Annotated in this window: 18 protein-coding genes; 9 read left to right on the top strand and 9 right to left on the bottom strand. The window is 71.7% G+C overall.

The genetic code is table 11. From position 1 onward, the window contains the following. Positions 1-46 precede the first annotated feature (46 nt). Positions 47-1513, bottom strand: coding sequence for an FAD-binding oxidoreductase (locus tag DAI20_RS08570; RefSeq protein ID WP_240605979.1), 1467 nt, complete (start codon positions 1511-1513; stop codon positions 47-49). Between the two features lie 134 nt (positions 1514-1647). Here DAI20_RS08570 and DAI20_RS08565 point away from each other — a divergent pair, with 134 nt between their 5' ends. After that, entirely contained in the window at positions 1648-2601 is a 954-nt protein-coding gene (locus tag DAI20_RS08565) for a DNA-3-methyladenine glycosylase family protein (RefSeq protein WP_240605978.1), read from the top strand. A gap of 6 nt (positions 2602-2607) precedes the next feature. Continuing rightward, positions 2608-3105 (top strand): DUF6328 family protein, encoded by a 498-nt coding sequence (locus DAI20_RS08560; RefSeq protein WP_108250154.1) that lies wholly within the window; start codon positions 2608-2610, stop codon positions 3103-3105. 94 nt (positions 3106-3199) lie between these two features. Here DAI20_RS08560 and DAI20_RS08555 read toward each other — a convergent pair whose 3' ends face one another. After that, entirely contained in the window at positions 3200-3673 is a 474-nt protein-coding gene (locus tag DAI20_RS08555; RefSeq protein ID WP_108250153.1) for an SRPBCC family protein, read from the bottom strand. A 218-nt stretch (positions 3674-3891) separates the two neighbouring features. Here DAI20_RS08555 and glgX point away from each other — a divergent pair, with 218 nt between their 5' ends. The 4 genes from glgX (at position 3892) to DAI20_RS08535 (ending at position 11479) form a co-directional block, all read left to right on the top strand. Next, positions 3892-6102, top strand: coding sequence for a glycogen debranching protein GlgX (gene glgX / locus DAI20_RS08550; RefSeq protein ID WP_108250152.1), 2211 nt, complete (start codon positions 3892-3894; stop codon positions 6100-6102). Next, entirely contained in the window at positions 6102-8495 is a 2394-nt protein-coding gene (gene treY, locus DAI20_RS08545) for a malto-oligosyltrehalose synthase (RefSeq protein ID WP_108250151.1), read from the top strand. Before glgX ends, treY begins: the two co-directional genes overlap by 1 nt. Continuing rightward, positions 8492-10273, top strand: coding sequence for a malto-oligosyltrehalose trehalohydrolase (treZ, locus tag DAI20_RS08540; RefSeq protein WP_108250150.1), 1782 nt, complete (start codon positions 8492-8494; stop codon positions 10271-10273). The genes treY and treZ overlap by 4 nt, the downstream gene beginning before the upstream one ends. A gap of 201 nt (positions 10274-10474) precedes the next feature. Continuing rightward, positions 10475-11479 (top strand): aldo/keto reductase family protein, encoded by a 1005-nt coding sequence (locus DAI20_RS08535; RefSeq protein WP_108250149.1) that lies wholly within the window; start codon positions 10475-10477, stop codon positions 11477-11479. Positions 11480-11687: 208 nt separating this feature from the next. Here DAI20_RS08535 and DAI20_RS08530 read toward each other — a convergent pair whose 3' ends face one another. The 4 genes from DAI20_RS08530 to DAI20_RS08515 form a co-directional block, all read right to left on the bottom strand. Beyond that, on the bottom strand, positions 11688-12914 hold the full coding sequence (locus DAI20_RS08530; protein ID WP_108250148.1) for a DNA polymerase IV: 1227 nt from the start codon (positions 12912-12914) through the stop codon (positions 11688-11690). Between the two features lie 169 nt (positions 12915-13083). Continuing rightward, complete coding sequence (locus tag DAI20_RS08525) at positions 13084-14010, bottom strand: oxygenase MpaB family protein (protein ID WP_108250578.1); 927 nt, start codon at positions 14008-14010, stop codon at positions 13084-13086. A gap of 94 nt (positions 14011-14104) precedes the next feature. Continuing rightward, complete coding sequence (locus tag DAI20_RS08520; RefSeq protein ID WP_108250147.1) at positions 14105-14761, bottom strand: hypothetical protein; 657 nt, start codon at positions 14759-14761, stop codon at positions 14105-14107. A 17-nt stretch (positions 14762-14778) separates the two neighbouring features. Further along, the gene (locus tag DAI20_RS08515) at positions 14779-15330 is read right to left on the bottom strand and encodes a DUF1697 domain-containing protein (protein ID WP_108250146.1); all 552 of its coding nucleotides are present in this window, start codon (positions 15328-15330) and stop codon (positions 14779-14781) included. Positions 15331-15500: 170 nt separating this feature from the next. Between DAI20_RS08515 and DAI20_RS18480 the strand changes: the two genes are divergently transcribed. Then, entirely contained in the window at positions 15501-15665 is a 165-nt protein-coding gene (locus DAI20_RS18480) for a hypothetical protein (RefSeq protein WP_159084976.1), read from the top strand. A 93-nt stretch (positions 15666-15758) separates the two neighbouring features. After that, a complete protein-coding gene (locus DAI20_RS08510) occupies positions 15759-17888 on the top strand; it encodes an MMPL family transporter (RefSeq protein WP_108250145.1) in 2130 nt (709 codons plus the stop codon). A 38-nt stretch (positions 17889-17926) separates the two neighbouring features. Here the strand turns inward: DAI20_RS08510 and DAI20_RS08505 are convergent, their stop codons facing one another. Further along, the gene (locus tag DAI20_RS08505) at positions 17927-18457 is read right to left on the bottom strand and encodes a GNAT family N-acetyltransferase (RefSeq protein WP_240605977.1); all 531 of its coding nucleotides are present in this window, start codon (positions 18455-18457) and stop codon (positions 17927-17929) included. A gap of 47 nt (positions 18458-18504) precedes the next feature. Here DAI20_RS08505 and DAI20_RS08500 point away from each other — a divergent pair, with 47 nt between their 5' ends. Then, on the top strand, positions 18505-19005 hold the full coding sequence (locus DAI20_RS08500) for a metallophosphoesterase family protein (RefSeq protein ID WP_108250144.1): 501 nt from the start codon (positions 18505-18507) through the stop codon (positions 19003-19005). A 19-nt stretch (positions 19006-19024) separates the two neighbouring features. Here the strand turns inward: DAI20_RS08500 and DAI20_RS08495 are convergent, their stop codons facing one another. Further along, positions 19025-20200 (bottom strand): ArgE/DapE family deacylase, encoded by a 1176-nt coding sequence (locus DAI20_RS08495; RefSeq protein WP_108250143.1) that lies wholly within the window; start codon positions 20198-20200, stop codon positions 19025-19027. 128 nt (positions 20201-20328) lie between these two features. Continuing rightward, positions 20329-20820 (bottom strand): GNAT family N-acetyltransferase, encoded by a 492-nt coding sequence (locus tag DAI20_RS08490; protein WP_108250142.1) that lies wholly within the window; start codon positions 20818-20820, stop codon positions 20329-20331. Between the last annotated feature and the right edge of the window lie 175 nt (positions 20821-20995).

Below are 20995 nucleotides of genomic sequence, written 5' to 3'. Positions count from 1 at the left end.
ATCCCTCCCGGGCCTGCTCTGCGCCCTGACCTCGGGTCGCCTCAGGTCAGGGCGCCGCGATGCCGGAGCCGAAGACGCGGCCCGGGTTCAGGATGCTGTCCGGGTCGAACACGGCCTTGAGCCTCCGTTGAATGTCGACCGAGTCCGCGCCGAGCTCGTCCTCCAGCCATCGGCTCTTGAGCAGGCCGACCCCGTGCTCGCCCGTCAGCGTTCCCCCGAGGGCGACCGCGGACCGGAACAGCGCGTCGGCCGCGCGCCAGATGCGGTCCGGCACGCCGTCGGCCCCCGCGTCGATCACGAAGTTGGGGTGCAGGTTGCCGTCCCCGGCGTGCGCGACCGTGGGGATGCGCACGTCGTACTCCGCCTCGATGCGGACGATCTCGTCGAACATGGCGACGAGCTGGGACCGGGGCACGGCGACGTCCTCGATGAGCACGTTGCCGCGCGCCTCGAGGGACGGGTGCACCGCCCGGCGGTAGGCCAGCAGCCGGTCCCCGGTGACGGGATCCGAGGTCAGCTCCGCGACGCCGCCCTCCGCCCGCACGAGCTCGACCGCCCGCGCCGCGTCCTGCGCCGCGGCCTGGTCGTCGAACCGCACCAGGAGGAACGCCCGGTCGCCGGCGCCGACGTCGGTGCCGAGGTAGGCGTCGACGGCCGCGACCGACGCGGGATCCATGAGCTCCATGGCGGCGGGCCGCAGCCTGGCGGCCGTGATGGCCGCGGACGCGGCGGCCGCCTCCCGCACGGTCGGGAAGTAGGCGCCGATCGTTGCGGGAGGCGCGGTCGGCAGCGCGCGCAGCTTCACCGTCGCCTCCACGATGACGCCGAGCGTCCCCTCCGAGCCGATGAGCAGCGCGGTGAGGTCGTACCCGGTGACGCCCTTGACCGTGCGGTGTCCCGTGCGCAGCAGCCGCCCGTCGGCGAGCACGACGGTGAGACCGAGCACGGACTCGCGGGTCACCCCGTACTTGGCGCAGAGCAGCCCGCCCGCGTTCGTGGCGATGTTGCCGCCGATGGACGAGATGGCCTTGGACGCCGGGTCGGGCGAATACCAGAGCCCATAGGGCGCGAGCGCCGCGTTGAGGTCATCGTTGATGAGGCCGGGCTCCACGACCGCGAGCTCGTCGGCCTCGGAGATCTCGAGGATGCGGTTCATGCGGAGCGTGCTCAGCACGATCTCGCCCGCCGCGCCCGTGCCGCCCGCGGCGAGACCGGTGCCCGCGCCGCGGGGCACGACGGGCGTTCCGGTGGCGGATGCGATGCGCATCGTCGCCTGCACCTGCTCCACGGTCGTCGCGTGCACGACGGCGAGCGGCCGGGAGGCGCTCCGCCAGCCGGACTTGTCCTCGCGCGTGGCGTCGAGCTCGGCGGGATCGGTGCTCACCGCGTCGCCGAGCTCCCGGCGGAGGGCGTCCAGGACGGGGTGGCCTCCCGCGGTCCCCGCGGCACCGGCCGCTGTCGTCCCCTCGGCCCCCGAGGGCTCGACCATCACGTGCACGTCGTCGCTGCGCATGCGACGAGGGTAGCGCGCGCCGGTGGGCCTTCCCCGCCCGCCCGCCCGCAGGGCCGGGGTCCGGGCGCGACCGTGCCGGCCGGCTGGCCGCGCGCCGACTTGGGCGAAGCGGCGCGCCCTGGCACGGTGGATCCGTGAACTCCTTCGCCGATCCCGTCGACCTCGTGCGCGAGGACGGCCCCGCGGGGATCGCGACGGCTCGCTTCCGCCTCCGCGCGCACCCGCCGTTCGACAGCCGCGGCCTGTTCCGCTACCTGGAGACGCACGCGGTGCCCGGCCTGGAGGCGTGGGCGGCGCCCGAGTTCACGAGGGCGATGCGGCTGCCGCTCGGCATGGCGACCGTGACGCTCACGCCGACGGAGCAGCCCGCCCCGCCCGGGGTGTCCGTCTCCGCCCGGCTGACCCACGCGGACGACCTGCCGGAGCTCGTGCAGCGGGTGCGGCGCCTCTGCGACCTCGACGCGCGACCCGACGTCATCGACGACGCCCTCGCCGAGGACACCGTGCTCGCCCCCGCGGTCCGGCGCACCCCTGGCGTGCGCATCCCGGGCAGCCCCGACCCGCACGAGACGCTGTTCCGCACGGTGCTCGGCCAGCAGATCTCGATCGCGGCCGCCCGTACGGTGCAGGGCCGCCTCGCCGTCGCGCTCGGCGACCCCCTGCCCGCGGCGCTCGCGGGCGACGTGACCCACGTCTTCCCGTCGGCCGAGCGCATCGCCGAGCGGGGCCGTGAGGTGCTGCGCGGGCCCGCCCGGCGCATCGACAGCATGATGCTCGTCGCGGCATCGCTCGCCTCGGGGGCGGTGCGGGTCGACGAGTCGGTGGACGGCGCCGAGCTGCGCAGGTCCCTCGTCGCGCTTCCGGGCATCGGACCCTGGACCGCGGACTATCTCGCCATGCGCGTCCTGCGCGACACGGACGTGCTGCTCGCGACGGACCTCGTCGTGCGTCAGGCCGCCGCGCGGCTCGGCCTGCCGACCGTCCCGGTGCAGCTGGCCGCGCGCGGCGGGGCCTGGTCCCCGTGGCGCTCCTACGCCACCCTGCACCTGTGGCGCACCGTCACCGACCCCGTCCCCGAACTACGCTGAGGCGTCGTGACGGCGGACAGAGCGACGGCAGGCGGCGACTACAGCGACGACGGCCGCTCGGAGAGCGAGGCCGAGCGCCTCGACCGCAACTGGAACGAGCTGCTCCAGGAGCTCCGCGTGCTGCAGACGGGCACCCAGATCCTCACGGGGTTCCTGCTCACGGTCGCGTTCCAGTCCCGCTTCGAGGACCTGAACGAGTTCCAGGTCGACGTCTACCTCGTGCTCGTGGTGCTCGCGTCGCTCACCACGGCGCTCGGCCTCGCCCCCGTGAGCCTGCACCGCTGGCTGTTCCGGAAGCGCGCGAAGGACGCGATCGTGCGCATCGGCCACGGCTTCCTGCAGGCGGCCCTCGTGGGCATCGCCCTGACGATCTCCGGGGTGTCGCTGCTGATCTTCGACGTCGTCTGGACGAGGACGGCGGGCATCGTCACGGCGGTCGGCACCCTCGCCGCGATCCTGCTCTTCTGGGTCGTCATCCCCGCCGTGGCCGGCCGCCGTCGCTGACGCGGCGCAGCGCCCGCTCCCGGACGCACGAAAGGCCCGGCGCTCCGCCGGGCCTTTCGTCGTTCGTGGTGCTGGTGCTGCCGCGATTCGCCGGTCAGCGACCGGTCGCGTCGGGCTCGCGCTCGACGGTGCCGCGCCAGGCGCCGGTCTCGAAGCCGTTGGACTCGATGAGCTCCTTGAAACGGTGCAGGTCGCGGTCGATCTGGATGTCGTCGACCTGCAGCAGGGCACCGACCTTCTCGACGATGCCGTCCGGCTTCCAGTCGAGCTGCACGGAGACGCGGGTCTGGTCGTCGGCGATGCGGTGGAAGGTCACGACGCCGGCGTGCTGCTCGCCGCCGATGCTCTTCCAGGCCACGCGCTCGTCGGGCTTCTGCTCGGTGATCTCGGCGTCGAACTCGCGCTTGATGCCGGCGATGGACACGTTCCAGTGCGTGTGCGTGTCATCGGTCTGGGTGATGGAGTCGATGCCGCCCATGAACTGCGGGAAGGACTCGAACTGGGTCCACTGGTTGTAGGCGACGCTGATCGGGACGTTCACGTCGATATCCGACTTGACGGTGCTCATAGCGGTTCCCCTCTCGTTGGTGATTGCGGTGACGGGTCCGAACATACGCCGCGGCAATCGGGGTCGCGTCGTTCCCTACGACTTCTCACCCGACGCACAGGAAGGGGCACCTTCTAACCGGAATCCCGGCGTCGTCAACCCCTCTCGAGCCGTCCGCACCGGCCGCGCCCCTCCTATACCTTTGAACCCTCCCCCCACTTCTTACATCCGGAGGATGCATGCAGACCTGGCCCGGTTCCCCTTACCCCCTCGGCGCGACCTTCGACGGGAGTGGCACGAACTTCGCGATCTTCAGCGAGGCGGCCGAGCGCATCGAGCTATGCCTGATCGACGACGACGGTCAGGAGACCCGCGTCGAGCTCACCGAGGTCGACGCTTTCGTGTGGCACGCCTACCTGCCCCAGGTGCAGCCGGGCCAGAAGTACGGCTACCGCGTGCACGGCGAGTACGACCCGAAGTCCGGCAAGCGCAGCAACCCCAACAAGCTGCTGCTCGACCCCTACGCCAAGGCGACCTGCGGCTCGATCGACTGGGACCAGTCGCTGTTCTCCTACAACTTCGGCGACCCGGACTCCCGCAACGACGACGACTCGGGCCCGCACATGATGCTCGGCGTCGTCATCAACCCGTTCTTCGACTGGGCCGGCGACCGCCCGCCGCGCACGCCCTACAACGAGAGCATCATCTACGAGGCCCACGTGAAGGGCCTCACCCAGCTCCACCCCGAGGTTCCCGAGGAGCAGCGCGGCACGTACTCCGGCATCGCCCACCCGGCGATCATCGAGCACCTGCGCAAGATCGGCACGACCGCCATCGAGCTCATGCCGGTGCACCAGTTCGTGCAGGACAGCACGCTGCTGGAGAAGGGCCTCCGCAACTACTGGGGCTACAACACCATCGGCTTCTTCGCGCCGCACAACGAGTACTCCTCGGCCGGCGAGCGCGGCCAGCAGGTGCAGGAGTTCAAGGGCATGGTCCGTGCCCTGCACGAGGCGGGCATCGAGGTCATCCTCGACGTCGTGTACAACCACACCGCCGAGGGCAACCACCTCGGCCCGACCCTGTCGTTCAAGGGCATCGACAACGAGGCGTACTACCGCCTGGTCGACGACGACCCGCAGTACTACATGGACTACACCGGCACGGGCAACTCGCTGAACGTGCGCCACCCGCACTCGCTGCAGCTGATCATGGACAGCCTGCGCTACTGGGTCACCGAGATGCACGTCGACGGCTTCCGCTTCGACCTCGCCTCGACCCTCGCCCGCGAGTTCTACGACGTCGACAAGCTCTCCACCTTCTTCGAACTCGTGCAGCAGGACCCGGTGGTGTCCCAGGTGAAGCTCATCGCGGAGCCCTGGGACGTCGGACCCGGCGGATACCAGGTCGGCAACTTCCCGCCCCAGTGGACGGAGTGGAACGGCAAGTACCGCGACACGGTCCGGGACTTCTGGCGCGGCGAGGAGTCCGCGCTCGGTGAGTTCGCCGCCCGCATCACCGGTTCCGCCGACCTCTACGAGCACGACGGGCGCCGCCCGGTCGCCTCGATCAACTTCGTCACCGCGCACGACGGCTTCACGATCCGCGACCTCGTCTCCTACAACGAGAAGCACAACGACGCGAACGGCGAGGACAACAACGACGGCGAGTCCCACAACCGCTCCTGGAACATGGGTGAAGAGGGTCCGACCGATAACGAGGACATCAATCGCGCCCGCGCCAAGCAGCAGCGCAACTTCATCGCGACGCTCCTGCTCTCGCAGGGCGTGCCGATGATCCTGCACGGCGACGAGCTGGGCCGCACCCAGCAGGGCAACAACAACACCTACGCGCAGGACTCCGAGATCAGCTGGGTGCACTGGGACCAGGCCGACCTGCCCCTCGTCGAGTTCACCTCGGCGATCGCGCAGCTGCGCCAGAGCCACCCGGTCTTCCGCCGTCGTCGCTTCTTCGACGGCCGCCCGGTGCGCCGCGGCGAGGGCGAGCCCCTGCCCGACATCGTGTGGCTGAAGACGGACGGCAACGCCATGGAGCCCGAGGACTGGGACACCGGCTTCGACCGCACGGTCGGCGTGTTCCTCAACGGCCAGGGCATCGGCGGCCGCGACGCCCGCGGCGAGCGGGTGACCGACGACTCGTTCGTGCTCTTCTTCAACGCGCACGACGAGGCCGTGACCTTCTCGCTGCCGACGGACGAGTACGCACCCGCCTGGGAGCTCGTGGTGAACACCGCGGGCGAGGGCACGGACGCCGACCCCGTCCCCGCCGGCTCCGAGGTCGTGCTGCAGGGCAAGTCCCTCGCCGTGCTCCGCGCCTACCTCCAGCCCGAGGTCGAGCCGGACCACTCGGTCTCGGCTTCCCTCGCCCAGGCCGCGTCCGGCGCGGTCCAGCCCCCGACCGCCACCACCGGCGGAAAGCCGGTGCTGTAGTGCGCACTCCGATCAGCACCTACCGATTCCAGATCCGAGAGTCGTTCGACCTGAACGCCGCGGCGGACACCCTGCAGTACGTGCGCGACCTCGGCGCCGACTGGGTGTACTTCTCGCCGCTGCTGAAGGCGGAGGAGGGGTCGGACCACGGCTACGACGTGACCGACCACTCCCGGGTCGACCCCGTGCGCGGCGGCGCCGAGGGCCTGAAGCACGCGGCGGACGTCGCGCACTCTCTCGGTCTCGGCGTGCTCGTCGACATCGTGCCGAACCACGTCGGCGTCGCCACGCCCGTGCAGAGCGTCTGGTGGTGGGACCTCCTGACCCACGGCCAGGACAGCCGGTACGCGGAGGCGTTCGACGTCGACTGGGAGTTCGGCGCGGGCAAGGTGCGCCTGCCCGTGCTCGGCGACGGCGACGAGGAGCTCGATCGGCTCGAGATCGCGGACGCGCCTGACGGCTCCGGCACGAAGGAGCTGCACTACTACGACAACCGCTTCCCCATCGCCCCCGGCACCGCCGACGACGGGTCGGACGCCAAGACCGTGCACGAGCGGCAGAACTACGAGCTCGTGAACTGGCGCCGCGCCGACGCCGAGCTCAACTACCGCCGCTTCTTCGCGGTGAACACGCTCGCCGGCATCAAGGTCGAGGTGCCCTGGGTGTTCGACGAGTCGCACGAGGAGATCGTGCGCTGGTTCACCGAGGGGCTCGTCGACGGCCTGCGGGTCGACCACCCGGACGGCCTGTTCGACCCGGGCGAGTACCTCGAGTCGCTGGCGAAGGCCACGGGCGGCGCCTACGTGCTCGTCGAGAAGATCCTCGAGGGCGACGAGCGCATGCCGTCCGAGTGGAAGACCGCCGGTACGACGGGATACGACGCGCTCGCGACGCTCGACCGGGTGTTCGTCGACCCCGAGGGCCAAGACGGCCTCGACGTGCTCGACTCGCGCCTCCGCGGCATCGACGATCAGTCCCCCGTCTCCTGGGAGGACATGACGCATGGCACCAAGCGCGCCATCGCCGACGGCATCCTGCGCTCGGAGGTGCTGCGGCTCACCCGCCTCCTTCCCGGCGTGATGCCCGACCCCGAGCCCGCGGAGGGCAAGGCGGCGCCCGAGTCCGTCGGCTCGACCGACGACCGCCTCGCGGACGCGATGGCCGAGCTGCTCGCCTGCTTCCCCGTCTACCGCTCGTACCTCCCCTACGGCCGCGAGCACCTGGACGAGGCGGTGGAGCGCGCGAAGCACTACCGCCCGGACCTCGTCGACGCCATCGACGTGCTCGTGCCGGTCCTCTCCGACGTCTCGCACCCCGCCGCCCGCCGGTTCCAGCAGACGAGCGGCATGGTCATGGCGAAGGGCGTCGAGGACACCGCGTTCTACCGGTACACCCGGCTCGTGTCCCTCACCGAGGTGGGGGCCAATCCGTCCGAGTTCGCCATCACCGTGCCCGAGTTCCACGAGCGCCAGGCCCGCCGCCAGGCGGAGCTGCCGCACTCCATGACCACGATGTCGACGCACGACACGAAGCGTGGCGAGGACGTGCGGGCGCGCGTGAACGTGCTGTCCGAGCTGCCGGACGCCTGGGCGGGCTATCTCGAGTCGCTGCGCGAGATCGCGCCGCTCGACGACGGCCCGTTCGAGAACCTCATCTGGCAGACGATCCTCGGCGCCTGGCCCGCGTCCCGCGACCGCCTGCACGCCTACGTCGAGAAGGCCGCCCGCGAGGCCGGCAACTCCACGATGTGGACGGCGCCGAATGAGGAGTTCGAGCGCGCCATGCACGCGCTCGTCGACGCCGCGTTCGACGACCCCCGCGCGGGCTCGATCATCAGCGGTCTGTACGACCGGCTGAGCGGCTACGGCTGGTCGAACGCGCTGTCCGCGAAGCTCGTGCAGCTGACCGCGCCCGGCGTGCCCGACGTCTACCAGGGCAGCGAGCTGTGGGAGATGAGCCTCGTCGACCCGGACAACCGCCGCCCGGTGGACTTCACCGCCCGCCGCGCCGCGCTCGACGCCATCAGCGCTGGAGCGCAGCCGCCTATCGACGAGACGGGCGCCGCCAAGCTGCTCGTCACCGCGCGGGCCCTGCGTCTGCGCCGCGAGCGCACCGACCTGTTCACGGGCTACGAGCCCGTGTACGCGACGGGCGCGGCCGCGGAGCACGTGCTCGCCTTCGACCGCGGCGGCGCGATCACCGTCGCGACCCGCCTTCCCGTCGGCCTCGCCGACGGCGGCGGCTGGGGCGACACCCACATCACCGTTCCCGAGGGCCGGTACGTCGACCACGTCGGCGGCCGGACCGTCGAGGGCGGTCGCGTCGGGCTCGCCGCCCTGCTCGCGCACTACCCGGTAGCGCTCCTGGCGCGCATGGATGGAGGACAGAAATGACGGACGATCGCTTCGACGTGTGGGCGCCTTCGGCCGAGAAGGTGACGCTCGAGCTGAACGGCTCACGCGTTGACATGACGCCCGCCGAGGACGGCTGGTGGGTTCCCGCCGAGCCCGTCGAGGACGCCGGACCCGACGCGCGGTACGGCTACCTGATCGACGACGCGGACACGCCGCTGCCCGACCCGCGGTCGCGGCGTCAGCCGGAGGGCGTGCACAAGCTCTCGCAGACGTACGACCCCGACGCGTTCTCCTGGACCGACTCCGCCTGGACCGGCCGCCAGCTCGCCGGGCGCACGATCTACGAGATGCACGTCGGCACCTTCACCCCCGAGGGCACGCTCGACTCCGCGATCGACCGCCTCGAGCACCTGGTCGACCTCGGCGTCGACTTCGTAGAGCTGCTGCCCGTCAACGGGTTCAACGGCACCCACAACTGGGGCTACGACGGCGTCCTCTGGTACACGGTGCACGAGGGCTACGGCGGTCCCGCCGCCTACCAGCGCTTCGTGGACGCCTGCCACGCCCGCGGCATCGGCGTGATCCAGGACGTGGTCTACAACCACCTCGGCCCGTCCGGCAACTACCTGCCGGTGTTCGGCCCGTACCTGCACGAGGCGAGCGCGAACACGTGGGGCTCGTCGGTGAACCTGGACGGCGAGCACTCCGACCACGTGCGCGACTACATCATCGACAACGCGCTGATGTGGCTGGGCGACTACCACGTCGACGGTCTGCGCCTCGACGCGGTGCACGCGCTTGTCGACGAGCGCGCCGTGCACATCCTCGAGGAGCTCGCGGTCGAGGTGGACGTGCTCTCGGCGAGCGTCGGTCGCCCGCTCACGCTGATCGCGGAGTCGGACCTCAACGACCCGAAGCTCATCACCTCCCGCGAGGCCAACGGGTACGGGCTGACCGGGCAGTGGAGCGACGACATGCACCACGTCATCCACGTCTCGCTCACCGGCGAGACGACCGGGTACTACGAGGACTTCAACTCGTTCGAGGCGCTGTCCAAGGTGCTCACCGAGGGCTTCTACCACAACGGCACGTACTCGAGCTTCCGCGGCCGTGTGCACGGGCGCCCGATCGACAGGGCGAAGACCCCGACGTGGCGCCTCGTGATCGCGAACCAGAACCACGACCAGATCGGCAACCGGGCGATCGGCGACCGGCTGAGCGCCACCCTCGACGAGGGCCAGCTCGCGATCGCCGCGGTGCTCACGCTCACCTCGCCGTTCACGCCCATGCTGTTCATGGGTGAGGAGTGGGGCGCGACCACGCCGTGGCAGTTCTTCACCTCGCACCCGGAGCCCGAGCTCGCGGAGGCCACGGCAAAGGGGCGCATCGCGGAGTTCGCGCGGATGGGCTGGGACGAGTCCCTCGTGCCCGACCCGCAGGACCCGTCGACGTTCACGAACTCGAAGCTCGACTGGTCGGAGCTGTACGGCTCGGCCGGTGACGCCTCGGAGTCGACGCACGCGAGGCTGTTCAGCGTCTACCGCGACCTGATCGCGCTGCGCCGCGAGTACTCGGCCCTGACGGACCCGCGCTTCGCGGAGACGTCGACCGAGTACGACGAGGAGTCGCGCGTCTTCGTGCTGAACCGCGGTGAGCTCTCCATCGTGATCAACTTCGCGGACGAGGAGGCCGGCCTGCCGGTGCTCGGCCAGCCCGCGCAGCTGCTGTTCGCGACCGCCCCCGACGTGGACCTGGGCGAGGAGAACCTCCGCCTGCCCGCCCACTCGGCGGCGATCCTCGGTCCGATCACGGCCTGACCCGCCCGCGTCACCGGACGACAGCACCACTGCACCGCTGCACCACCGCACAACCCCACGCCCCTGCCCAGGCAGCGGATCCCTGCCCAGCGTCAAGCCGGGCAGGATCCCGTTGCCTGGGCAGGAGCCGTTGGTGGGGGTGGGCGGCGAACAACCGGGCGGCGGGCCGCATCGGGGAGCGCCCGAGCCTAGGCTTTCTTCATGGAATTCAGATACCTCGGAAACAGTGGTCTCAAGATCTCTGAGATCACGTACGGCAACTGGCTCACCCACGGCTCCCAGGTGGAGAACGACGTGGCGACGAGCTGCGTGCGCAAGGCCCTCGAGGTCGGCATCACGACCTTCGACACCGCGGACGCCTACGCGAACACGGCTGCGGAGCAGGTCCTCGGCGACGCCCTGAAGAGCGAGCGCCGCGAGTCGCTCGAGATCTTCACGAAGGTCTACTGGCCGACCGGTCCCGCCGGACACAACGACGTGGGTCTCTCCCGCAAGCACATCATGGAGTCCATCAACGGCTCGCTCACCCGTCTGCAGACGGACTACGTCGACCTCTACCAGGCGCACCGCTACGACTACGAGACGCCCCTCGAGGAGACGATGCAGGCGTTCGCCGACATCGTGCGCCAGGGCAAGGCGCTCTACATCGGCGTCAGCGAGTGGACCGCCGACCAGATCCGCGCCGGTCACGAGCTCGCGACGAAGCTCGGCTTCCAGCTGATCTCCAACCAGCCCCAGTACTCGGCGCTGTGGCGGGTCATCGAGGCGGAGGTCGTGCCGACCTCGAAGGAGCTCGGCATCTCCCAGATCGTCTGGTCCCCCATCGCGCAGGGCGTGCTCACCGGCAAGTACAAGCCGGGCGCCCCGCTGCCCGAGGGCAGCCGCGCAACGGACGAGAAGGGCGGCGCCGACATGGTGAAGCGCTTCCTGAACGACGACATCCTCGAGGGCGTGCAGAAGCTCGAGCCGATCGCGAACGACCTCGGGCTCACCATGGCGCAGCTCGCGATCGCCTGGGTGCTGCAGAACGAGAACGTCGCCTCCGCGATCATGGGCGCATCCCGCCCGGAGCAGGTCGAGTCCAACGTCAAGGCGGCCGGCGTGAAGCTCGACGCCGACGTGATGGCGAAGATCGACGACGCCATCGGCGAGTTCGCGTCGACGGACGCGAGCCTCACCAACTCGCCGGAGAGCCGCCCGGTCTGATCCCCCGCACCACCGCACGCCTGAGCGCCCGCACTTCCGCGCTCCCGGCACGCGAACCTTCGCAATTCAGGTCGTGCTGCGACACGCCGCATACGGGACACCCCGTATGCGGCGTGTGGTGGTTTCAGCCTGAATCCGGAACAGTGGGTCGGCACAGAGTTCAGGCACAGGGTTTCAGGGCGGGCCCGCGAGAACGGGGCGGCGGGCGTCAGTCGGCGGGGCGCGGCGGCTTCACAAGGGATGCGGGGCGCACTGCCCCGCGGCCGAAGCGCTCGGTCGCGGCGTCGACCGTGCGCTCCGCGACGCGCCAGCCCTCGTCCGGGTCCCAGAGCGAGAGCGCGGCGCCGCCGGCCTCGACGAGCTGCTCCCCGCGCACGCCGACGAGCCGCACCCGGTCCCCGGGCTTGCGCACGCCCTCGTAGATGTCGCGCACCTCCTCGTAGATGCGCCGGCCGAGGTCCGTCGGCTCCGCCAGGGTGCGCGACCTCGTGATGGTCGTGAAGTCGGCGTAGCGCAGCTTGAGCGCGACCGTGCGGGCCTCGAAGCCGGCCCGGCGCAGCCGCACCGCGACGCGGTCGGCCTGACCGAGCAGCTCGCGTCGCACGCGCTCCGGATCCACGACGTCGACGCCGAACGTGTTCTCGTGGCCCATGCTCTTCTCCGCGCGGTGGGTGTTCACGCGCCGCGGGTCCCGCCCCCAGGCCAGGTCGTGCAGCTTGGACCCCGCGGCCTCGCCGAGCATCCGGCGCAGCGCGTCCGGCGGCGTCGCCGCGATGTCGCCGATGACCCGGAGTCCGCGACGCTCGAGCGACTCCTGGGTGGTCTTGCCGACACCCCAGAGCGCGCCGACGGGAAGCGGATGCAGGAACTCGAGCGTGCGGTCCGCGGGCACGACGAGCATGCCGTCGGGCTTCGCCCGGGTCGAGGCCATCTTCGCGACGAACTTCGCCGACGCCGCGCCGACGGAGCAGGTGAGGCCGGTCTCGTCGAGCACGCGGGCGCGGATGTCGCGCGCGATCTGCCCGGGCGAGCCGAACAGGCGGCGGGCCCCCGCGACGTCGAGGAACGCCTCGTCGATGCTGAGCGGCTCCACGAGCGGGGTCACGCTGCGAAAGATCTCCATGACGCGCCTCGAGTACTCGCCGTACTTCTCGTAGTGCGAGGGCAGCACCGTCGCCCGCGGGCAGAGCCGCATCGCCTGCGACATCGGCATGGCCGACCGCACGCCGTAGCGCCGGGCCTCGTAGGTCGCGGAGGTGACCACGCCCCGGCCTGCCGTGCCGCCCACGATGACGGGCGTGCCGCGCAGCTCGGGGTGGTCAAGCAGCTCGACCGACGCGAAGAACGCGTCCATGTCGATGTGCAGGATGGTGGCCGCCGAGTCGTCGACGGAGTCACCGGAGACCTGACGGTTGCTGCCGTCGTTCTTGCTCATCGGTCGACCGCCTCCGGACTCGTGTCAGCAGCACGATAACCGACGCCACCGACACTCCCCCGAGGGGCGAGCGTGGACAGCTCGGGCGGCGGGGTTCGGGAGGGACGGGCGGGGGCGAGAGAGAGGGACGGGAGGGAGGAAAGGACGGGAGGGGCGGAGGGAGGCGGCGTCACTCCGCGACGTCGGAGCGGGCGGCGGCCACCCGGGCGATGCGCCGGCGCGCGGCCTCCTCGCTGGGCGACCGGGTGCCGAGCGCCGCGCCGACGGCGGACAGCGTGACCCGGGTCGCCGCAATCGCGGGGAGCGGGATCGGCCCCAGTGCGGGCAGCTTGAGCCCCAGCATCTCGCGGTACTCCGGCTCGAGCGACGCGACGGCCCCCGCGAAGAGGATGCGGTACCCGGGCAGCATCTCGCGGCGGAGCGGCGGGTGCTGGATGAAGCGCACTGTCTCGGCGACGCGCTCGTCGCTCTTCAGGATCCCCGCGTCGCGGAACGCGGCGATCTGCTCCCGCAGCTCCTGCTCGGAGCGGGGCGGCGTCGGCACGCCCATGAGCTCCCCTGCCTTCGCCCACTCGCGCACGTACTGGTCCGGGCCGCCGGGGATCGGCGAACCCCAGATGCGGTGGGTCGAGAGGAACGCGTCGGTGAACACGATGTGCACCCAGGACAGCAGCTCGGGGTCGCCGGCGCTGTAGGGCCGCTCCTCGCCGCGGGCGTCGAGGTAGGTGCCCCGCACGCGCCCGTGGTACCCCTTCACGCGCTCGCTCTGCTCGATGGCCGTCGCGGTGTCGGCGAAGGTCACGGTGATGAGCCAGCGGATGGTGCCGGTGAGCCGGCCGAGCGGGTCCTCGCGGTAGCGCGACCAGTCGTGCACGCCAGCCATGGCGCCGGGATGCAGCGTCTGCATGAGGAGCGCACGGATGCCGGCGACGAGCGTCGGCATCCCGCCGTGCACCGCCCACGCTGCCGAGTCGGGGCCGAAGTAGCCCCCGTCGTCGCCGTCCTCGATGGCCGTGACCCAGGCCGGTCGCCCGTCCGCCGTCCCCGAGAAGAGCTCCAGGAGCCTCGTCCGCCATGCCTCAGTCACGCCACCCACGTCGACGACCCTAACCACGGCCCCTGGGAAGCGACCGCCGATTCCCGAGCCGCGGAAACAGCAGGGCCGAACGGGGTCGGCGCGCCGGGGCGGCTCACGCCAGCGCGTGCACCAGCGGGGTCATCGCCTCCCGGAAGCCGGCGGAGTCGTTGCGCAGGCGGGTGCTGACGACGATCGACGACGGACCGATGATCCAGATGTCGCGATCGGCCACCGGCAGCACGAGCACATCGAGGTGGAAGGGCTCCGCCCGGCGGCCGAGCTCCCGCTCGCGCGCGACCACGACGGCGTTCACGTCGTGATCGCCCCGGTGGATGCGCTCCACGGCCGCGTCGCCGAACTCCTCGTGCCGCGCGCCCGCCCAGCGCCGCGCGTCGCGGAACCGCTCCTTGAGCAGCTGCTGCAACTCCGGGGATCCGGCGAACGCATCGAACCCCGGCGGCTCGAGGTCCCACAGCTTCGGATAGCTCGGCGGGCGCACCAGCCGCTGCCACCAGGCCTCCCACTCCCGCCGCAGCGCGTCGACGCGCTCCTGCGGACCGGGCTCCGGAGAGGGGCGCGGATCGCGCGCGGCGTTCAAGGCGAACGACGAGTGCGGCACGAAGGTGGGCGCGATCGGCGGCTCGATGGGCGGCAGCAGCGGGGTGCCCGCGGGAAGCAGGCCCGCCGCGTCGCGCAGGTACAGGGCGATGAGCACGTCGGTCGGGGAGTCCTCCGCCACCCGCCAGGTCTTGCCCGGGGTTCGCCACATGGTCCGCGCTCCGCCGATCAGGCCTCGAGCCGCGCGAGCAGCTTCGTGACGGTGCGCCAGTTGCGCTGGGTGAGCCCGTGCGAGAACTGCTTCCAGAAGCGGGCGGGCACCTTCGACTGCAGGATTCCGTCGGGGCACCACTGGTACAGGGCGCTGCGGCCGATGGCGAGCTGCTCGGGGGCGAGCATCGACTCCCCCGGTCGGGCGATGTCGGCCGACTCCCGCTCGTGCTCCTCGAGCGGCCGGCCGAGGAAGGTCACGACGAGGCGGGAGTCGTCCTCGCTCACGTCCACGAGGGGGTTCGAGTCGGCGATGTCGCGGAAGGACTCCTCGTCGAAGACGAGCACGGAGGACTGCACGCCCGTGCGCAGGAGGAGGGCGTCCTCGATCTGCACCGCCGCGCTCGCGGGCAGCTTCTTCGGCGACGAGAACACGACGTTGCCGCTGCGGAGCACCGTCTCGACGTTCTCGTACCCCAGCTCGGAGAACACGGCACGAAGGTCGGCCATGGCGACGCCTTTCGCGGTTCCGACGTTGATCCCGCGAAGCAGAGCGACGTACTTCCCCATGGGTGTCCCTCGAGTCGTGTGGTGCGAAAGAGCGTTCTGCGACGATCATCCCGCCGTGTCCCGTGCTGTCTGCAGTGCCGTGTCGGATGCTCTGTCGATTGTGACCCTCCGCCGCCGGTCCCGCTACGGGTGGCCGAGCCGCCGACCACTGAACCTCGTAGGGTGGGCACATGAGCGACCAACAGGACCCCTCCCTCGCCGACGCCATGCGGTCGGTACGGGCTCTCGGCGAGGACCGTTACGGCGTCGAGCCGGACGGCGACGAGCACGGCGCGCAGCGCGTGCACCCCGCGGCCGCCGAGGACGACGAGGACTCGGACGAGTCCCAGGCGTAGGGCGGCACGTCCTGCCTCACCCCCGCGGACCGGCCTGCGCGTACTGATGAGGCAAATTAGTCAGCCTGCTGACTAATTTGATACGGTCGAGTCATGCCCCCTCGCGCCATCCGCATCCTGCTCCCCGTCGTCCTGATCCTGGTGTGGCTGGGCGTCGGCGCAGTGGGTGGCCCGTACTTCGGCCGGATCAGCGAGGTCTCCACGAACGATCAGACCAGCTTCCTGCCCGCGAGCTCCGAGGCGACGCAGGTGCAGGGCCTCGTCGGCGACTTCAGCGAGTCCGAGGGCGCCCCCGGCATCCTCCTGGTGACCCGCGACGGCGGACTCACGGACGAGGATCGCGCCTACGTCGAGGACCTCGTACCCCGGCTGGCCGAGCTCGAGTCTGTCGAGGGCACGAGTCCCGCCATCCCGAGCGAGGACGGCAAAGCCGTCGAGATCATCGCGCAGCTGGACGGCTCCGCCGAGGTGGACGAGGCCGTGGGGGACCTCCGCGAGGCACTCGCCGACGGGGCACCCGAGGGACTGGACACCTTCGTCACCGGGCCCGCCGGCTTCACGGCGGACCTGACCGCGGCGTTCGCGGGCATCGACGGACTGCTGCTCGGCGTCGCCCTCGCGGCGGTGTTCGTCATCCTGCTGCTCGTCTACCGCTCGCCGCTGCTCCCGTTCCTCGTGCTCGGGACCGCCATCTTCTCCCTGTCCGCGAGCATCCTCGCGGTGTGGTGGCTGGCCTACGCGGACGTCGTGACGATCAACGGGCAGGTGCAGGGCATCCTGTTCATCCTTGTCATCGGCGCCGCGACCGACTACGCGCTGCTCTACACGTCGCGCTTCCGTGAGGCGCTGCGCGATCACGAGAAGCCGTGGGACGCGACGCGGGCGGCCCTGCGCGGCAGCGTCGAGCCCATCGTCGCGAGCGGTGGCACGGTGATCGCGGGCCTGCTCTGCCTGCTGCTCAGCGACCTCAACTCGAACAAGGCGCTCGGGCCGGTGGCCGCCATCGGCATCGCCTTCAGCGTGCTCGGCGCCCTCACCCTGCTGCCCGCCCTGCTCTACGTGTTCCGCCGCGGCGCGTTCTGGCCGCTCCGGCCGGCCTTCGGCAGCACCCATCCCGCGAGCGCGGGCACGAACGGCCGGGGCATCTGGCCCGCGGTCTCGCGGCTCATCACACGGCACTCGCGCCCGGTGTGGGTGCTGTCCACAATCCTGCTGCTCCTGATGTCGGCGGGGCTGCTCGGGCTCCGCGCAAACGGCGTGCCGCAGAGCGACCTCGTGCTCGGCACGTCGGAGGCGCGGGACGGCCAGAATGAGCTGGGTGAGCACTTCCCGGGCGGCACCGGCAGCCCGGCGGTCATCGTCGGGTCAGCCGACGACGTCGATGCGCTGGCCGACGCCGCCGCGGGGGTGGACGGGATCGACTCCGTGGTCGCAGCCTCGGCCGACAGCCCGAGCGGCACCCTCCCCGTCGGAACCGGCGCCCCGGCGGGCATCGTCCCCGGCGCGGCGCCCACCGAGTCGGGGGGCCGCGTGCTGCTGCAGGCGACGCTCACCTCGGCGGCGGACTCCGAGGAGGCGGAGCGGACCGTGCGCGAGCTCCGCACGGCCGTGCGGGAGGTCGACCCGGGCGCCCTGGTCGGCGGCGTGACGGCTACCGCACTCGACACCAACGAGACGAGCATCCACGACCGCACGCTGATCATCCCGATCGTGCTCGCCGTGATCCTCGTGATCCTCATGCTCCTGCTGCGCAGCGTCATCGCCCCGGTGCTGCTGATCCTGAGCGTCACGGTGTCCTTCGCCGCCGCCCTCGGGGTCTCGGCCCTGGTCTTCGACGGCGTCTTCGGCTTCCCGGGCGCGGACCCCTCGGTGCCGCTGTTCGCGTTCGTGTTCCTCGTCGCGCTCGGCGTCGACTACAACATCTTCCTCATGACGCGGGTCCGCGAGGAGAGCATCGCGCGGGGAACGCGCGCCGGCGTCCTGCACGGCCTGAGCGCGACCGGTGGGGTCATCACGTCCGCCGGGATCGTGCTCGCTGCGACGTTCGCCGCGCTCGGCGTCATCCCCATCCTGTTCCTCGCGCAGATCGCCTTCATCGTGGCCTTCGGCGTGCTTCTCGACACGCTCGTCGTGCGCTCGCTCCTCGTGCCGGCGCTCGCCTACGACCTCGACCGGCGCATCTGGTGGCCGTCCGCGCTCTCCCGCGGGGCGCACCGCGGCTGAGGCGCACGGGGCGCCACCGGCCGCTCCGAGGGTGCGTCCTAGTCGCCGGCGAGCTCGCGGCGCGCCTGGGGCAGGGGCGCGGCCAGCAGCGCGACCACGACCGTGCCGCCCTTGGTCGCCTGCCTGCCCACCTCGGCGAAGCCGAGCCGGGAGTGGAAGGCCAGCGATCCGGGGTTCGGCGGCTCGACGTTCACCTCGCAGGTGACCTCGGACCGGCCCTCCGCCTCGGCGGCGCCGAACACGCTCGCGTAGAGCACCTGGCCGAGTCCCCGGCCGCGCACCGCGCCGTCGACCACGATGCGGTCGACGTATAGGCCGTTGCCGCCCCGCTCCTCGAACCAGCGGTAGTTCTCGCTGTCGTAGGGCGAGCCCGGGTGCATCGCGAGCACGAAGCCGAGCACCTGCTGCGGTCGCTCCTCGTCGATCACGGCGAGCGCGACGTCCGCCATCTCCCGCAGCGCGTCGAGGTCCTCCTCGGTCATCTCGGGCACGGCAGGCACCGCCGCGTTGTTGAGCCCCGTGATCTGGGGGGCGTCATCGGCGGTCAGGGCGCGGAGAAGGAAAGCCACCCGCCGAGACTACCGAGCGGGAGGAAACGCCGAGTAGCCTGCGCAGGATGACCGAACTGCTGCTGATGTCCGACACGCACCTCCCCAAGCGCGCGAAGGACCTGCCGCCGGAGCTCTGGAGCGCGGTCGACGCCGCCGACGTCGTGTTCCACGCCGGCGACTGGGTCGACCTGGAGACATTCGACCGCCTGGAGGCCCGTTCGGCCCGGCTGATCGCCTGCTGGGGCAACAACGACGGGCCGGACCTGCGGGCCCGGATGCCGGAGGTCGCCCGGGCACGGATCGGCGGCCTCCGGTTCGCCGTCGTGCACGAGACCGGGGCCGCGACGGGGCGCGAGAGGCGCATGGACGAGGCGTTCGACGACGTCGACGTGCTCGTGTTCGGTCACAGCCACATCCCCTGGGACACCGTCACGCCGAAGGGGATGCGGCTGCTGAACCCCGGCTCCCCCACGGACCGGCGGCGCCAGCCGCACTGCACCTACCTCACCGCGACGGTCACCGACGGCGACCTGAGCCGGGTGACGCTGCACCGCATCCCGCGCTGAGAGCAGGCGTCTGCACCCGTCAGCGGCAGAACTCCCGGACACTGCCCTCGAGCAGCGCCGCGAGCCGCGCGAGAGACTCCACGGTGGTCACCTCGCGCGTCGCGTGGGCCCCGACGCCGTCCACCCCGACGAGCAGGGTCGGGATGCCCGCCTCAGCGAAGAGCCCGGCATCCGTCCAGAACGGCTCGCCGCGGGTGACCGCGGGACGGCCGAGGGCGCGCTCGGTCTCGGCGAGGACGATCTCGACGAGCGGGGAGGTCAGCGGCGCTTCGAACGCCGCGCGCGCGACGAGCCGGGTGAGCCGGTAGGCGACGGCGGGATCGGCCTCCACGAGCTCGTCGAGCAGCGCACGGAGCCCCGCCTCCACGCCGTCGGCTGTCTCCCCCGGCAGCGTGCGGCGCTCGACCGTGAGCCGGCAGGAGGGCGCGACGGTGGCCGCGTCGACGCCGCCGGCGATCGTGGAGACCCGCACGGACCCGTGGCCGAGGATCGGGTGCGGATCTCCGCTGCGGAGCCGTTCGGCGAGCACCCCGACCGAGGCGAGGAAACGCGCCGCGTGGGCGATCGCGTCCACCCCCTGCTCCGGCATGGAGCCGTGCGCGGCCTTCCCGGTGAACTCGACCTCGAACCAGGCGAATCCGCGGTGGGCGAGCGTGACCTCCAGGTTGCTCGGCTCGGCGATGATCGCCCCGTCCGCCGTGAACGCGGACAGCACCTCCTCCGTGCCGATGCTGCCGAACTCCTCGTCGGCGACCAGCGCGACGAGCACGTCGCCGCGCAGCCGCGCGCCGGCCGCCCGGGCCGCGGCGACGAGCAGGGCGGCGAGGCCGCCCTTCATGTCGAACGCGCCGCGCCCGCACAGGAGGCCGTCCTCGATCGAGGCGCCGAAGGGATCCCCCTCGTAGCCGGACACCCCGACGGTGTCGAGGTGCCCGTTCAGCAGGATCGTGCGGCCGCCGCCGGTTCCGGATCGTCTCCCGACGATCGACGGCCGTCCGGGGGTAGCCTCCAGGCGGGTGACCTCGAAGCCCCGGTCGGACAGCCAGCCGGCGCAGAAGTCGGCGATCTCGGTCTCCCCGGCAGCGCCCGGCACCAGGTCGGGGTTGACCGAGTCGATGGAGATGAGCCGCCTCGCGAGCTCGGTCACCTCGGAATCGTCGTTCGGCGTGCGCGGGGTCGGGGCGGCGTCGGTCATCCCGCCAGTGTCTCAGCCCCGTGGCGGAGCCGCCGGGAGGGACGCGGTGCGTGTGCAGGCGAGCGCGTGCGGGTCAGGCAGCCGACTAACGGGTGCGGCGAAGACCGGCGGGCGCGAGCGCCGTGAGGCTAGGACGCCACCCTGAGGGTCGCCCGCAGGATGCCGTCGGCGTCGGGGCGGCCGAGGTCCGCGCCCACGCGCTCCAGCTCCCGGCGGGCGTCCTCCTGGTCCTCCGTCAGCCACAGCACCACCGCATCCGCCCGTGAGCGCGCGATCTCGGCGACCGCGCTCAGCGCCTCGGCGCCGATGCCCCGGCCGCGGGCCGAGCGCGCGAGCCACATGCCGGTCTCCAGCTCGCGCGGGTCTGCGGTGAGCGCGAGCCGCACGGAGCCCACGACGTGGCCGTCGTCGAGCACGGCGAAGGTGGCCTGACCGGCGGGGCCGTCGAGCCCCGCGCGGCAGTCGCGGTGGTACTGCCGGAGCCAGACGAGTCGGTTCTCGTTCCAGCCGCCCGCGTCGTCGAGCGGCGGGACGACGTCGTCCGCGGCGGCCTCGGTCACGGCGACCACGATGAGCCGCTCGAGCATCCGCTCATCGACGGGAACGAGCTCTACGGTCATGGTCCCTCTTTCGTGCGCGATGGAGCCCGTCGACTCTACGGGCGGGAGGACCGGCGTGCGTCGTGCTCACAGGTGCCACCCGGGTTGCCGGCCGCCGGGTGCCGCGCTGCACCGCGGGACGACCGGCCGAGCGCGTGCCCGTGCTCCGCGCCGGGCAGCGTGAGGGGAAACCTCA

Source organism: Planctomonas deserti (assembly GCF_003067705.1).
GTDB lineage: Bacteria > Actinomycetota > Actinomycetes > Actinomycetales > Microbacteriaceae > Planctomonas > Planctomonas deserti.
The sequence above is the reverse complement of the archived record's forward strand: the minus strand, read 5'-3'. Positions and strand labels throughout refer to the sequence as shown.

Bases quoted from the DNA above. Each gene is read 5' to 3' on its own strand.
- DAI20_RS08570 (WP_240605979.1), bottom strand. From the start codon at position 1,513: ATGCGCAGCGACGACGTGCACGTGATGGTCGAGCCCTCGGGGGCCGAG.
- DAI20_RS08555 (WP_108250153.1), bottom strand. From the start codon at position 3,673: ATGAGCACCGTCAAGTCGGATATCGACGTGAACGTCCCGATCAGCGTC.
- glgX (WP_108250152.1), top strand. From the start codon at position 3,892: ATGCAGACCTGGCCCGGTTCCCCTTACCCCCTCGGCGCGACCTTCGAC.
- treZ (WP_108250150.1), top strand. From the start codon at position 8,492: ATGACGGACGATCGCTTCGACGTGTGGGCGCCTTCGGCCGAGAAGGTG.
- DAI20_RS08535 (WP_108250149.1), top strand. From the start codon at position 10,475: ATGGAATTCAGATACCTCGGAAACAGTGGTCTCAAGATCTCTGAGATC.
- DAI20_RS08530 (WP_108250148.1), bottom strand. From the start codon at position 12,914: ATGAGCAAGAACGACGGCAGCAACCGTCAGGTCTCCGGTGACTCCGTC.
- DAI20_RS08520 (WP_108250147.1), bottom strand. From the start codon at position 14,761: ATGTGGCGAACCCCGGGCAAGACCTGGCGGGTGGCGGAGGACTCCCCG.
- DAI20_RS08515 (WP_108250146.1), bottom strand. From the start codon at position 15,330: ATGGGGAAGTACGTCGCTCTGCTTCGCGGGATCAACGTCGGAACCGCG.
- DAI20_RS18480 (WP_159084976.1), top strand. From the start codon at position 15,501: ATGAGCGACCAACAGGACCCCTCCCTCGCCGACGCCATGCGGTCGGTA.
- DAI20_RS08510 (WP_108250145.1), top strand. From the start codon at position 15,759: ATGCCCCCTCGCGCCATCCGCATCCTGCTCCCCGTCGTCCTGATCCTG.
- DAI20_RS08500 (WP_108250144.1), top strand. From the start codon at position 18,505: ATGACCGAACTGCTGCTGATGTCCGACACGCACCTCCCCAAGCGCGCG.
- DAI20_RS08495 (WP_108250143.1), bottom strand. From the start codon at position 20,200: ATGACCGACGCCGCCCCGACCCCGCGCACGCCGAACGACGATTCCGAG.
- DAI20_RS08490 (WP_108250142.1), bottom strand. From the start codon at position 20,820: ATGACCGTAGAGCTCGTTCCCGTCGATGAGCGGATGCTCGAGCGGCTC.